The organism is Streptomyces sp. NPDC048278 (genome assembly GCF_040652195.1).
Taxonomy (GTDB): Bacteria; Actinomycetota; Actinomycetes; order Streptomycetales; family Streptomycetaceae; genus Streptomyces.
In genome coordinates this window covers 332,746-346,176 of record NZ_JBEZLP010000005.1, presented here as the reverse complement: position 1 = coordinate 346,176, position 13,431 = coordinate 332,746, and the positions used below count along the sequence as shown (strand labels likewise).

At 71.7% G+C, this 13,431-nt stretch carries 14 protein-coding genes; 11 read left to right on the top strand and 3 right to left on the bottom strand.

All coding sequences use genetic code 11. The features are described 5' to 3' along the window. Window positions 1-26: 26 nt before the first annotated feature. Complete coding sequence (locus AB0D74_RS12320; RefSeq protein ID WP_362583882.1) at window positions 27-1,427, top strand: M1 family metallopeptidase; 1,401 nt, start codon at window positions 27-29, stop codon at window positions 1,425-1,427. A 47-nt stretch (window positions 1,428-1,474) separates the two neighbouring features. Then, window positions 1,475-2,134, top strand: coding sequence for a trimeric intracellular cation channel family protein (locus tag AB0D74_RS12315; RefSeq protein WP_351961334.1), 660 nt, complete (start codon window positions 1,475-1,477; stop codon window positions 2,132-2,134). Here the strand turns inward: AB0D74_RS12315 and AB0D74_RS12310 are convergent. Continuing rightward, complete coding sequence (locus AB0D74_RS12310; RefSeq protein WP_362583877.1) at window positions 2,043-3,263, bottom strand: alpha/beta hydrolase-fold protein; 1,221 nt, start codon at window positions 3,261-3,263, stop codon at window positions 2,043-2,045. The genes AB0D74_RS12315 and AB0D74_RS12310 overlap by 92 nt on opposite strands. A 165-nt stretch (window positions 3,264-3,428) precedes the next feature. Here AB0D74_RS12310 and AB0D74_RS12305 point away from each other — a divergent pair, with 165 nt between their 5' ends. Then, window positions 3,429-4,280 (top strand): thioesterase family protein, encoded by an 852-nt coding sequence (locus tag AB0D74_RS12305; protein WP_362583875.1) that lies wholly within the window; start codon window positions 3,429-3,431, stop codon window positions 4,278-4,280. Between the two features lie 195 nt (window positions 4,281-4,475). After that, the gene (locus AB0D74_RS12300) at window positions 4,476-4,856 is read left to right on the top strand and encodes a hypothetical protein (RefSeq protein WP_362583872.1); all 381 of its coding nucleotides are present in this window, start codon (window positions 4,476-4,478) and stop codon (window positions 4,854-4,856) included. Between the two features lie 60 nt (window positions 4,857-4,916). On the opposite strand, the gene AB0D74_RS12295 is transcribed toward AB0D74_RS12300, so the two are convergent. Then, window positions 4,917-5,555, bottom strand: coding sequence for a TetR family transcriptional regulator (locus AB0D74_RS12295; RefSeq protein ID WP_362583870.1), 639 nt, complete (start codon window positions 5,553-5,555; stop codon window positions 4,917-4,919). Window positions 5,556-5,675: 120 nt separating this feature from the next. On the opposite strand from AB0D74_RS12295, the gene AB0D74_RS12290 reads away from it, so the two are divergent. From AB0D74_RS12290 to AB0D74_RS12275, 4 genes are all read left to right on the top strand, one after another. Beyond that, a complete protein-coding gene (locus tag AB0D74_RS12290) occupies window positions 5,676-5,840 on the top strand; it encodes a hypothetical protein (RefSeq protein WP_362583868.1) in 165 nt (54 codons plus the stop codon). 33 nt (window positions 5,841-5,873) lie between these two features. Then, a complete protein-coding gene (locus AB0D74_RS12285) occupies window positions 5,874-6,152 on the top strand; it encodes a DUF4190 domain-containing protein (RefSeq protein ID WP_362584232.1) in 279 nt (92 codons plus the stop codon). Window positions 6,153-6,334: 182 nt separating this feature from the next. Then, window positions 6,335-7,498, top strand: coding sequence for a cysteine desulfurase family protein (locus AB0D74_RS12280; RefSeq protein ID WP_362583865.1), 1,164 nt, complete (start codon window positions 6,335-6,337; stop codon window positions 7,496-7,498). Between the two features lie 158 nt (window positions 7,499-7,656). Further along, window positions 7,657-8,514 (top strand): intradiol ring-cleavage dioxygenase, encoded by an 858-nt coding sequence (locus AB0D74_RS12275; RefSeq protein ID WP_362583862.1) that lies wholly within the window; start codon window positions 7,657-7,659, stop codon window positions 8,512-8,514. Window positions 8,515-8,588: 74 nt separating this feature from the next. On the opposite strand, the gene AB0D74_RS12270 is transcribed toward AB0D74_RS12275, so the two are convergent. Next, window positions 8,589-9,914, bottom strand: a complete 1,326-nt coding sequence (locus AB0D74_RS12270) for a hypothetical protein (protein ID WP_362583859.1) — start codon at window positions 9,912-9,914, stop codon at window positions 8,589-8,591. 174 nt (window positions 9,915-10,088) lie between these two features. On the opposite strand from AB0D74_RS12270, the gene AB0D74_RS12265 reads away from it, so the two are divergent. The 3 genes from AB0D74_RS12265 to AB0D74_RS12255 all read left to right on the top strand — a co-directional run bounded on the left by AB0D74_RS12265 (window position 10,089) and on the right by AB0D74_RS12255 (window position 13,419). Then, window positions 10,089-10,925, top strand: a complete 837-nt coding sequence (locus AB0D74_RS12265; RefSeq protein ID WP_362583857.1) for an SDR family NAD(P)-dependent oxidoreductase — start codon at window positions 10,089-10,091, stop codon at window positions 10,923-10,925. Beyond that, window positions 10,918-11,859 (top strand): amidohydrolase family protein, encoded by a 942-nt coding sequence (locus AB0D74_RS12260; protein WP_362583854.1) that lies wholly within the window; start codon window positions 10,918-10,920, stop codon window positions 11,857-11,859. The genes AB0D74_RS12265 and AB0D74_RS12260 overlap by 8 nt, the downstream gene beginning before the upstream one ends. Before the next feature lie 189 nt (window positions 11,860-12,048). Beyond that, a complete protein-coding gene (locus tag AB0D74_RS12255; protein ID WP_362583851.1) occupies window positions 12,049-13,419 on the top strand; it encodes an FAD-binding oxidoreductase in 1,371 nt (456 codons plus the stop codon). Window positions 13,420-13,431 lie beyond the last annotated feature (12 nt).

Sequence of the window (13,431 nt, the reverse complement as noted above, 5' to 3'; positions counted from 1 at the left end):
ACCGGCACGCTCGAAAGGGACGACTCATGCGCCTCTCCCGTTCGGCACGTCTGGCGGCCGTCGCAACCGCGACGGCCGCCTCCTTCGTCATAGCCGCCGCCCCCGCCCCCACCCCGGGCGCCGACGGCATCGGCGACCCCTACTTCCCGCAGCTCGGCAACGGCGGCTTCGACGCCCGCCACTACGACCTCGACGTGGCCTACGCCCCGGACACCGGCCGCCTCGACGGCCGTGCCACCCTCACCGCCCGCGCCACCCAGAACCTCTCCGCCTTCGATCTCGACCTCCAGAGACTGGAGGTCACGAAGGTCGAGGTGAACGGCAGACGCGCCCAGTTCACCAGGACCGGCGACGAGATCACCGTCACCCCGCGGGACGCGCTGCGCAAGGGCCGCGACTTCACCGTCTCCGTCACCTACGGCGGGATCCCCGAACCCCTCAACGGCCCCATCGTGTTCGGCTCCGACTACGGCTGGATGAAGACCCCCGACGGCGTCTTCGTCGCCTGCGAGCCCAACGCGGCCTCCACCTGGTTCCCGTCCAGCGACCACCCCTCCGACAAGGCCACCTACGACATCCGGATCAAGGCGCCCGAGGGCCTGACCGGGGTCTCCAACGGCCGGCTGGTCTCGACGTACGACAAGGGCGGCTCGACGTACACGCACTGGCGCGAGTCGAGGCCGATGGCGACCTACCTCGCCACCGCCACCATCGGGAAGTTCGACGTGAAGACCGGGAGGACCCCCTCCGGGATCCCGATCTACGTGGCCATCGACCCGACCCTGGCGAACAGCAACAGCGTCGACGTCTACGCCGTCACCGCCGCCGCCACCGACTACTGGCAGCAGCTCTTCGGGCCCTACCCCTTCGAGGAGACCGGGGCCATCGTCGACGACATGCCGGAGGCCGGGTTCTCACTGGAGGTGCAGAGCAAGCCGGCCTACTCGGCGGTGCGCAACGAGACCACGATCGTGCACGAGCTGGCCCACCAGTGGTTCGGCGACTCGGTGAGCGTGGCGCAGTGGAAGGACATCTGGCTCAACGAGGGCTTCGCCACCTACGCCCAGTGGCTGTGGGCGGAGCACCAGGGCACCCGCTCGGCCCACGACTCCTTCCTGGCCGGCTACAACTCCAGGGCCGCCGACAACCCCTTCTGGCAGACCGTCGTCGCCGACCCGCAGCGCGACACCATGTTCGCCTCGGCCGTCTACCAGCGCGGCGCGATGACCCTCCAGATGCTGCGCGAACGCATCGGCGACACGGCGTTCTTCAAGCTGCTCCCGGCCTGGACGAAGCTGCACCGCTACGGCAACGCCGACACCGCCGACTTCATCCGCCTCGCGGAGAAGATCTCCGGTCAGCAGCTCGACGACCTGTTCCAGACGTGGGTGTTCAGCACAGGGAAACCCGCCCTTCCCGCCCAGTAGGCCTGGCTTTGTAAGGTTCATGCACCCTGGCAGGTCACAATGTCAGGGTGCAGCTCCAGCAACTCTTCTCTCCCTCCGTCCAGCACACGCTCGACGTCATCGGCATCTTCGTGTTCGCCATCTCCGGCGCGCTGCTGGCCGTCCGCAAGAACTTCGACGTCTTCGGCATCGGAGTGATGGCCGAGGTCACCGCACTGGGCGGAGGGATCTTCCGGGACGTGATCATCGGGGCCGTCCCCCCGGCCGCCTTCACCGACCTCGGGTACTTCATCACCCCGCTGATCGCCGCCCTGGTGGTCTTCTTCCTGCATCCGCACGTGGAGCGGATCCAGTCGGCGGTCCTGGTCTTCGACGCGGCCGGCCTCGGCCTGTTCGCGGTCAGCGGCACGACGAAGGCGTACTCCTACGGCCTCAACCTCACCGCCTCCGCCGCCCTGGGGCTCGCCACCGCGGTCGGCGGCGGCGTGCTCCGGGACGTGCTCGCCAACGAGGTTCCCTCGCTGCTGCGCTGGGACCGCGACCTGTACGCGGTCCCGGCGATCGTCGGGGCGACGACGGTGGTGCTGTGCATCCACTACGACGCGCTGACCCCGCTCACCAGCGGGCTCGCGGTCGTCACCGCTTTCGTACTGCGCCTGCTCGCGATGCGGTACCACTGGCGAGCGCCGCGTGCGTGGAACCGGCGTTCGACGGTTCGGGAGGAGTAGTCCCGGCCCCGGCGTGGCTCTGGCCCATGTTGAGGGTGAGCCACTCGAAGACCGTCGTCACCTGGGGCCGCCACAGCGCCATGTTGTGGCCGCCGTCGCTGCGCGGCAGGTACACCACGTGCACGGTGGTCGGCGCCTTGGCGATCTGTTCGAGCGCCACCCCGGCCTGGTAGCCGTCACCGGACTCGCCGGAGAGGTAGAGCGCGATCCGGGGCGGGGTGGCCGCCTTCCGCAGCAGCAGGTAGGGGTTGTTCTGCTCGCGCAGGGGCACGCTCTGCGCGGCGAGCGAGTTGCGCTCGCCGATCGGGTCGTTGTAGCCGGACAGGCTGACCGCGGCCCGGTAGCGGTCCGGGTGGGCGACGGCCAGCTTGACCGCGCAGTGCGCGCCGGCCGAGTAGCCGGCGGTGGCCCAGTCCGCCGGGGCGGGGGCGGCCCGGAAGTTGTCGGTCACCATCTTCGGGACGTCGATGCTCAGCCAGCTGTCCGCGTTGACCGTGCCCGGGATGTTGGCGCAGCCGGTGTCCACGCCGGCCAGCAGATTGGTGCGCGGCGCGACCAGGATGAAGGGTGCGACCCTGCCGCTCCTCATCAGCGGTTCCAGCTGGGCGGTCACCTTCATCGAGCCGAACCAGGCCTTGGCCGAGCCGGGGTAGCCCGGCAGCAGCTCCACGACCGGGAACTTGTGGTTCCGGTACTTGGGCTCGTCGTACTGGGGCGGCAGCCACACGTAGACCTCGGCGTTCACTCCGGAGATCCGGCCCTTGAGCTGGGTGACCCGAACTCCGCGCATGCCCGGTCCGCTTGCCGCCGCGAAGGACTGCCTCACCTTGGGCAGCGTCTTCAGCGCTATGCCGCCGGTGCCGTCCTGGCCGAGGTTCGCGGCCTGCTGGACGTGGTTGCCGGTACCGAGGAGGTCCGCCCAGTTGTCGTACAGGTTGTTCTCGTTGTTGACCAGCACGAAGATCAGCGTCACGGCCGTGGCCTGGGCGAACAGGAGCATCAGGACCCGGGCCGCGGCGCGGAAGGCCTTGGGTCCGCGCATCCTCGACCACAGGACGAGCGGCAGTATGAGGGCGACCACGGACAGCACGATGGTCGTGTAGAGGAACGGAGTCCCGGTGAGGCTCATGTCCCCATAGAGGGGAATCAGGGGCCCCGGGTTACGGACGTGTCCGGACACTTACCTAGAAATTGCCGGAACCTCACTCGGTGGAGGGATCCCTTACCGGACGGCCCACTGGTGCGTGGATCACAAAAGCTACCGCTTAGTAATCACCTCTTGTACTGTTCAGGCATGCCAGAAGCAGCATCCACGCGGGCCGTGATCGGCGACAGCGAGTTCGACCGCGACACCGCGGTCACCCGGCGCGCTCCCGGCGTCTACGACATCGACCTCTCGGCCGGCTGGACCATCATCAACGCCGTGAACGGCGGCTACCTCCTGGCCGTGCTCGGCCGGGCGCTCGCGGACGCGCTGCCGCACCCGGACCCGTTCACGATCTCCGCGCACTACCTGACCGCGTCCCGGCCGGGCCCGGCCGTGATCCGCACGGACACCGTCCGCACCGGCCGCACCCTCTCCACCGGCCAGGCCGCGCTCCTCCAGTACGACGACGAGGGCAACGAGGTCGAACGCATCCGCGTCCTCGCCTCCTACGGCGACCTCACCGCCCTTCCCGACGACGTCCGGACGGTGGCGACCCCGCCCGCGATCCCGCCCATGGAGCACTGCTTCGGCCCGGAAGACGGCCCGGCCCCGGTCGACGGCAGCTCCGCCATCACCGACCGCCTGATGCTCAAGCTGGACCCCGCCACCCTCGGCTGGGCCCTCGGCGCCCCCTCCGGCAAGGGCGAGATGCGCTCCTGGTTCGGTCTCGCGGACGGCCGTGACGCCGACCCGCTCTCCCTTCTGCTGGCGGTGGACGCGCTGCCGCCGACCGCGTTCGAGATCGGCCTCAAGGGCTGGGTCCCCACGGTCGAACTCACCGTCCACGTCCGCCACCGGCCCGCCCCGGGCCCGCTGCGCGTCTCCGTCACCACCCGCAACCTGGCCGGCGGCTTCCTCGAGGAGGACGCCGAGGTCTGGGACAGCGCGGACCGACTGGTCGCCCAGTCACGGCAGTTGGCCCGGGTCCGGCTCGGCTGACCACCCCGTTCTGTCACGGGCCTGTACCAGCGGGTAGGGCGCACCTCTCGGCGAAGGGGCAGGTCAGGGCGTTTTCTTGAGGCGCCCTTTACCCGAATCACAGGCTGGGGACAGGGCGGGCCCAAGTACGCCCTAAGCGCCGTTGGTTGAGTGCCACGCCTCAGGACTCCCTCATCCTTTACGGAGCTGTCTCTCATGAAGCGTGCACGTCTCGTCCCCGCGGTCGCCCTGCTCGCCCTCACCCCGCTGCTGCTGACCGCGTGCGGCTCAAGCGACTCCTCGTCCTCCGGCAGCGGCAACTCCGGCCAGTCGCAGTCCTGTCAGGCGCCGTCCGGGATGCCGACCGGCAACGCCTCCGGCATGCCGAGCGGCGCTCCCTCCGGCGCCCCCACGGGCAACTCCACCGTCAAGCCGACCGGCACCCCCACCGGCATGCCGAGCGGCGGCCCCGGCGGCCAGGGCGGTGGCCCCGGCGGCGGTCAGGGCGCCGGCGGCTGCGGTGGCGGCCAGGGCGGCCCCGGCGGGGGCGGTGCGGCGCCCAGCGGTGCGCCGACCGCGCAGGCGACCAAGAGCTGACCGCGGAAGTCGTACGACAGGGGCGGCGCGTCCGGCGAACGGGCGCGCCGCCCCTGTGCGTCACGGCTCCTGGTCCAGCCAGTGCTGCCTGCCTAGGCTGATCAGCCGCAGCTGCCGGGTGGCGACCTGGACGACGCGCTGCCGCTCCGCCTCCGAGGGGTCGGGGGACTCCAGGGTCTCCAGGAACAGGGAGGCGGTGATGAGCATCTGGTCCACGTAGAGGTGGGCGAGCATCAGCAGGTCGTCGTCGCCCCAGCCCGCGGCCTCCGGGTCCTTGGCCAGCTCGGTCTTGACCTCCTCGGCGAACCGGGCGAGCTGGGCCCGGATCGCCTCCCGCACCGGCTGCACCCCGCCGTGCCGCTCCCGGGCGATGAACCGGACGTGCGCCGGGTGCGCGGAGACATGGCCGGCAATCAGCTGGACGGCCCGGGTGATGCGCTCCTCGCCGGCCGTGGCGACCGTCGTGCGGACCATCGGATGCAGGCTGCCGAGCGCCTCGTCGACGAGGGCGACGCCGAGGTCCGCGGTGGAGCGGAAGTGCCGGTAGAACGCGGTCGGGGCGACACCCACGGCCCGGGTGACCTCGCGCAGTCCCAGGCTGCTCAGGCTCTGCTCCTCCAGCAGGGCGAGCGCCGCGTCCAGGAAGGCCTGGCGCGTCTTCTGCTTCTGGGCCTGTCGGATGCCGAGGGTGTGACTCATGTCATCCAGTTAACAACTGTTCTCCGGAATTGAAAAGCCGTGCGGGTTGCTAGACTCAAAGTCAGTGAACAACTGTTACTACAACCGTTCACCCAAATGTAACGGAGGGGGATCCACCCCATGCTGTTCCTCGTCGCCGCACTCATGCTGCTCGGCGTGGTGCTGGGCACCGTGGCCCACGCACCGCTCGACGTCACCGCCGGGCTGGCCGCCGTGATCGCCGTCTGGCTGGCCGTCTTCGCGCTCCGCGAGCGCCTCGCCCGCCGCCGCGCCTCGGCCAACTGACCGTCCACCACGACTCCCAGGAGCTGAGTCATGCTGCACCTCACCGCCCCGGCCGCCACCCGCCCGGAAACCCGCACCCGCACCCGTGACGCCGACGGCATGGCCGTCGCCTCCTTCATCCTCGGCCTCCTCGGCCTCCTCGTCCTCAACATGTTCCTCGGCCCCATCGCCATCGTCCTGGCCCTCGTCGCCCTGTGGCGCGGCACCGGCCGCAAGGGCCGCGCCTACCTGGGCCTGACCCTGGGCATCGCCGACCTCGCGGTCCTCGCCATCGCCATGGAGATGTCGAACACGGTCTCCTGGAGCCTGTAGAGGGATCGTTGTGAGCCCCGCGAGGGGCAGCGCCCCGTCAGGGGCGCGGGGCTGTGCTGAATGTGCGGCTCTGCCGCGTGGGCGCGACCGGCCCCGCACGGCCGGAAGTGACCCACCGGCCCGAGCCGGCCACGGCGCCCCTCGGTTCTGCGGCGGAGCCCCCACGTAGAATCGACCCCACCATGGCCTACCTCGACCACGCAGCCACGACCCCGATGCTCCCGGAAGCGGTGGAAGCGCTCACCGCCGCCCTCCGCGTCAGCGGCAACGCGTCCTCCTTGCACGCCTCCGGCCGCAAGGCCCGCCGCACGGTCGAGGAATCAAGGGAGACCCTCGCGGAAGCGCTCGGCGCCCGCCCCAGCGAGGTCGTCCTCACCTCCGGCGGCACCGAGGCCGACAACCTCGCGGTCAAGGGCCTCTACTGGTCCCGCCGCGACGCCGACCCGGCCCGCACCCGCATCCTCGCCAGCCCCGTCGAACACCACGCGGTCCTGGACGCCGTCGACTGGCTCGGCGAACACGAGGGCGCCACGGTGGAGTACCTCCCCGTCGACAGCTACGGCCGGGTCCACCCCGAGGCGTTGCGCGAGGCGGTCGAACGCAACCCCGACGACGTGGCCCTCGCCACCGTCATGTGGGCCAACAACGAGATCGGCACGGTCCTGCCGGTCCGCGAACTCGCCGCCGTGGCCAACGAGTTCGGCATCCCGCTGCACGCCGACGCGGTCCAGGCCTTCGGTCAGATCCCGGTGGACTTCGGCTCCTCGGGCCTCGCCGCGATGACCGTCTCCGGCCACAAGGTCGGCGGCCCGTACGGCATCGGCGCCCTGCTCCTCGGCCGTGAGTACACCCCCGTCCCCGTCCTGCACGGCGGCGGACAGGAGCGGCACGTCCGCTCCGGCACCCTCGACGTCCCGGCGATCGCCTCCTTCGCGGTGGCGGGGCGACTGGCCGTCGAGCGCCGCGAGTGGTTCGCCCGGGAGATCGGCGCCCTGCGCGACGCCCTGATCGACGCCGTCCGTGCGGCCGTACCCGACGCGATCCTCGGCGGCGACCCGGTGGACCGCCTGCCCGCCAACGCGCACTTCACCTTCCCCGGCTGCGAGGGCGACTCGCTGCTCCTGCTGCTGGACGCCCAGGGCATCGAGTGCTCGACGGGCTCCGCGTGCACCGCCGGGGTCGCCCAGCCCAGCCATGTCCTGCTGGCCACCGGCACCGACCCGGACCTGGCCCGCGGCACCCTGCGCTTCTCGCTCGGCCACACCTCCACCCAGGCCGACGTCGAGGCGGTCGGGAAGGCGATCGGCCCGGCGGTGGAGCGGGCACGGGCCGCCGGACTCAGCTGAGGGCCGCCCGCTCCGGAAGACCCGTGTGATCGCGTCCGCAACACGCGGAATCTGCCCCAACTGTCCTCGAAAGAGGGTGAGTTGAGGCGTTCTTTCCCCAGCGTCCTCACAGTGCGTGGCCATGGCCCACCTCAGGTCGGTCCCTAGGTTCTCGTGACATGACAGACAACGCCTCTGCCTCCGGGCAGACCCCCGAGCCCGCCTCCGCCGACACCCTCGACGCCCAGCCGGGCCGTCACCGCATGGACAACACGATGAAACGGCGGCGCGTGCTGATCGGCGGCGCCACCATCGCCGCGGCCGGCGGGCTGATGGCCGCCGGTCTCGCCTCCGCCGACACCGTCACCCCGGACGCCGACTCCGACGCCTCCACCGCCGTCACCAGCGACGCCTCCTCCAGTGTCTGCTCCCTCACCGCCGAGGTCACCGAGGGGCCGTACTCGCTCACCGGCGCGCTGGTGCGCGAGGACGTCCGCGAGGACAAGGAGGGTGTCGAGGTCCAGTACACCTTCACCGTCGTCGACGAGGCCAACGACTGTGCCCCGCTGGCGGACGCGCTGGTCGAGATCTGGCACTGCGACGCGCTCGGCGAGTACTCCGGGTTCGTCGGCAAGAACGGCCACACCGAGACCGACGACGGCACCTTCCTGCGGGGCGGCCAGATGACCGACTCCGACGGCCAGGTGAGCCTCATCTCGATCTGGCCGGGCCACTACGTCTCCCGGGCCGTGCACGTCCACATGCGGGTCCACACCGACGTGACGCTGACCGACGACTCGTACACCGGCGGCTCGATCATCCACACCGGTCAGCTGTTCTTCGACGCGGACATCAACACCGAGGTCCAGGCGACCTCGCCGTACTCGGACAACACCACCACGGAGACCCAGCTCTCCGACGACACCATCTACGACGACGGCGGTGCCTCCTCCGGCCTGCTGACCCTGACCGCACTGGGTGACAGCGTCTCCGACGGGTACAAGGCGACGCTCACCGTGGGTGTCAGCACCTCCTGAGGCCGACGGGCCCGGAGACAGGCTGACGCCGCCGGCCCGGTGTGCCCACCCGTCATGGCCACCGGGCCGGCCGGTCACCCCAGTTCCCGGGCGAGCGCCCGCAGGTCGTCGTCATCGGCGAGGCGGTTCTCCCGGGCCATCAACTGCTGCACCTGATCCAGCAGTTGGTCCAGGCCGGCCGGGGGCAGGTCGATGCCGAGCGCTGCCGTCCGGTCGGCCAGGGTGTACGGGCCGCTGTCCGGGGTGAAGGGGATCCGGCGTTCGTTGCCGACCAGGGACGGCTCCACGCAGTTGTGGAGCAGCGGATCGACCGCCGTCTCCTGGGTGATGAAGTCGAGGCCGCCCCAGCAGAACGCGTCGGGACCGGTGATCGGGTGGTTCCAGGCGGTCTGGCAGCCCGTCACCTCCGCACCCAGCCGGGAGAGTTCGGTGAGGGCCTCGGTACGGATGCCGGTACGGACGCCGTAGACGGCCTCGAAGGCCAGCGCGGTGGCGGCCAGGTCGGCGTTGCCGGGGCCGCCGCAGTAGCCGTTGACCGACAGCTCCACGGCGTCGGCACCGGCCCGGACGGCGGCGACCGCGCAGCCGACGGCCAGCCCGAACGTGTTGTGCGGGTGCAGACCCACCGCCACGTCCGGCGCCAGCTCCCTGGTCCGGCGCACGAGGTACCCGTACGCCTCGGGGCTCATCGCGCCCGGCCCGTCGAAGAGGGTCAGCTCCCCGGCCCCGGCCCCGGTCAGCGCCGCGACCGTCGCCGCGTGGTCCTCCTCCGTCAGGTACGACACCATCAGCATCGGCGCGATCACCTCGACGCCCAGCGAGCGGGCGTACGAGACGAGCCGCGCCGCCCGCCCCAGCACGGCGGCCCGGTCGCGCGCGGTCTCCGGGGTCCGCCACTCCTCGCCCCGCCACGCGGTCGCGTACACGTCGGGCCGGTAGAGCAGCGCCGTCTCGCCGAAACCCTGCACCCACACCTGGACGGCGTCGTAACCGGCCCGCGCGGCACGGTCGACGTCCTCCGTCGAGCGCATCAGCGGGCAGATCACCCGGCACCCCGGGTTCTCGCCCTTGACCAGATCCACCTCGGCCTTCAGCGCGCCCTCGTCCCGTCCGCCCGGTCCGGCGGTGACGACCTCCGGCACCCCGGTCGCCACCACCCGCCGCAGAAGGGCGCGTTTCGCCCCGGCCGGGGCGGTGACGCCCGGCAGGGTCTCCAGCGAGCGCAGGGTCGCGTCCCGCAGCCGGACCGTCTCCGGCAGCGAACCCACCACGTCCGTACGGCGGTTGAGCGGGCTCACCGACCAGCGGCCGGGCTCATGTGCCCCGGGCGCCCGGCGGGCGGCGAGTTCGGCGCGGAAGCGGGCGATCTCCTCCGGGGTGAAGACGGGGGGTTTCTGCACGGCTGTCCTCCGGATCGGCTGCTTCCTCGGTACCGATGCCCATACAAGCCCTCTGTCGACACCCTTGGCAAGAAGGCGCCTGAGATCCGCTCGATAAAGCTCCCATGTTTACTTTGTGTCGACACTTGGCTATGACTGTCGGCAGGCTCCGATCCCCCATGGAGGGAGGCTCCTGTGCTTCAGGACGCGCCAGAACACCCACTCGGCCCTCGTGCAGGGCGGCTCGCCGGCAAGGTCGCCGTCATCGGCGGCGCCGGAAGTGTCGGCCCCGGCTGGGGCAACGGCCGTGCCGCCGCCGTGCTCTTCGCCCGCGAAGGCGCCACCGTCTTTCTCACCGACCGCGACAAGGACGCGCTGCAGGTCACCGCGGACCAGATCCGCGCGGAGGGCGGCACGGTCCGCACCGACCTCCTGGACGTCACCGAACCCGACGCCGTCCAGGCCTACTTCACCGGGACCGCCGAACGGGCCGGCCGGATCGACATCCTCGTCAACAACGTGGGCGGCTCCCGGGCGGGCGGGGTGGTGGAGCTCGCCCTGGAGGACTGGGAGAGCCAGCTGCGGACCAACCTCACCAGCGCCTTCCTCGCCTGCAAGCACGCCGTCCCGGTCATGCGGCGGGGCGGGGGAGGGGCGATCGTCAACACCGCCTCCTGCTCGGGGCTGCGCTGGACGGGCGCCGCCCAGGTGGGATACGCGGCGGCCAAGGCGGCGGTCATCCAGCTGTCCCGGGTCACGGCCGTCCAGTACGCGCCGGACGGGATCCGGGTGAACACCGTCGTCCCCGGGCAGCTGCACACCCCGCTGGTCGAGGCCCGCCTCGCCGGGCAGCGCGCGGGCGGGGACGTGGCGAAACTCCTCGCCCAGCGCCAGGCCCGGATCCCGCTCGGCTTCATGGGCGACGGGCGCGACACCGCCTACGCGGCACTGTTCCTGGCCTCGGACGAGGCGCGGTTCGTCACCGGCACCGAGATCGTGGTCGACGGCGGAATGACGGCCCGCTGTGACTGAACCCGCCGCGCCCGCACCGGTCGTCCTGCCCCAACCCCTGCCCCAGCCCCCGCGCCCCGCGCCCTCGCCCGGCTGCCCGCCCCCGCACCCGTCGCCCCGGGTGCCGGAACTCCTTCTCCCGCCGGACAGTTGCGACGCCCACTGCCACGTCTTCGGACCCGTCGCCCGCTTCCCGTACGCACCGGACCGCACCTTCACCCCGCCCGACGCCCCCAAGGAGCAACTCCGGTCCCTGCACGCTCGCCTGGGGCTGACCCGGACGGTGGTCGTGCAGTCGTCCTGCTACGGCCGCGATCACCGGGTACTGCTCGACGCCCTCGCGGCAGGCGGCGGGCGGGTGCGGGGCGTGGCCCTGATCGGCGAGACCACGAGCCGGGCCGAGGCGGAGGAACTGCACCGGGCGGGCGTACGGGCCTTCCGGCTCAACTTCCTGCCCCACCTGCGGAGCCGGCCGACGAACGCCGAGATCGACGCCGTACTGGAACGCGTGGACGGCCTCGGCTGGGCCGCCCAGCTCCATGTGCGCGGCGACGACCTGCCGGACCTGACCGACGTCGTACGCGCCCTGCCCGGCCGGGTGGTGATCGACCACATGGGCCGCGTCGACCTGACCGCGGGCCGCGACAGCCCGGCCACCCGCACCCTGCGCGCCCTGCTCGACACGGGACACGTCTGGGTCAAGGTCAGCGGCGTCGACCGCCTCTCCCTGGAGGGCCCGCCGTACACCGACGCCGTCACCCTCGCCGCGTCCCTGGTCGCGTACGCCCCCGAGCGAGTGGTCTGGGGCACCGACTACCCCCACGTCAACATCACCGGCGACCCCCCGGACGACGGCCTGCTGGTGGACCTGCTGAAGCACATGGCTCCCGAACCAGCGGCACTGCAACGCCTGTTGGTAACCAACCCGGCCGAACTCTTCGACTTCGACGACTAGAGCGCCCCGACAGGGGCGCGGGGAACTGCGCGACCAGCCACGGAGGCGCCGCAGACGGATGACGACACACGGCACCCCGCACTGAAGTACCTAGTGTCGGCAGAGATGCCAGATATTTCGATGACGCATCTCTTGAAGGCCGAAAGTGTCGACAGTATGGTCCCGGATGAACCGCGTGAGGAGACCGCCATGCACCAGTTGCCCCAGGGCACCCTCATCCGGCGCGGCGACGCGGCCTACGAACGGGCCCGTCTCGACGCCGTCTGGAACGAACGCAAGCCCGACCGCCACCCCGACGCCATCGTGCTCGCCGAGAGCGAGCCGGACGTCGTCGCGGCCGTCCGGCTGGCCCGCGCCGAAGGATGGCGGATCGGCATCCGCTCCGGCGGCCACAGCTGGGTCGGCAACGGCGTCCGCGACGGCGGGATGCTGCTCGACCTGTCCCGCCTGACGGAGGTCACCGTCGACCCGGCCACCCGCACCGCCACCGCTCAGCCGGCCGCCACCGGACCCGCCCTGCTCGAAGCCGCCGCCCCCCACGGTCTGTTCTTCCCCACCGGCCACGCCCCCACCGTCGGTCTCGGCGGCTTCCTCCTCGGCGGCGGCTACGGCTGGGACTCCCGCCACCTCGGCCCCGCCTGCCTCGGCATCCGCGCCGTGGACGTCGTCCTCGCCGACGGCACCCTGGTGCACGCCACCGACGCCGACCACCCCGCCCTGCTGTGGGCGGCGCGCGGCAGCGGCCCCGGCTTCTTCGGCGTCGTCACCCGCTTCCACCTCGCCCTGCACCCGGCCCCGAAGCGGCTGCTGCGCACCCTGCACAGCTACCCCCTCGACCTCCGCGACGAGGTACTGGCCTGGACGTACGACATGCTCGAACTGCTGCCGACGGAGGTCGAGTTCTCGGCCAAGGTCGGCTTCGTGGAGGGCCTCGACCGGCACACCGTGTCGGTCACCGCCACCGCCTTCGCGCAGGACGAGGACTCCGAACCGCTCGCCCTGCTGGAGACCGCGCCCTTCCGGTCCCAGGCCCTGCGCGCGGTCGTCGGCGCGGAGACGACCATGGCCGAGCTGTACACGCACGCCGACCGGATGACCCCGGCCGGGATGCGCTGGGCGCTGGACGGCATCTGGACCGACGAGCCGGTCGACAAGGTGCTGGCCGCCGCCCGGCCGCTGTTCGACTCCGCGCCGGACACCACCAGCCACGTCCTGTGGATGCTGTGGGGCGGCTTCCCGGAGCGCCCCGACGCCTGCTGGTCCAGCCAGGCCAAGCTCTATCTCTCGCCCAACGCCGGCTGGACGGACCCGGCCGAGGACCTTCTCCACGAACGGTGGGCGCACGGCGAACTCGCCGCGATCCAGCACCTGTCCACGGGGCTGCAGTTCTCCGACAACAACCTCGCGGACCGCCCCGACCACGGGCTCAGCCCGGCCAACGCGGGCCGCCTGGAGGAGATCCGGGCCGTGTACGACCCCGACGGCCTGTTCCGCAGCTACATGACCCCCGCCGAATCCACCACCGCCTACGCCGCCGCGGGCCCCGCGCGGACGCAGTGATCCCCGCCCCGA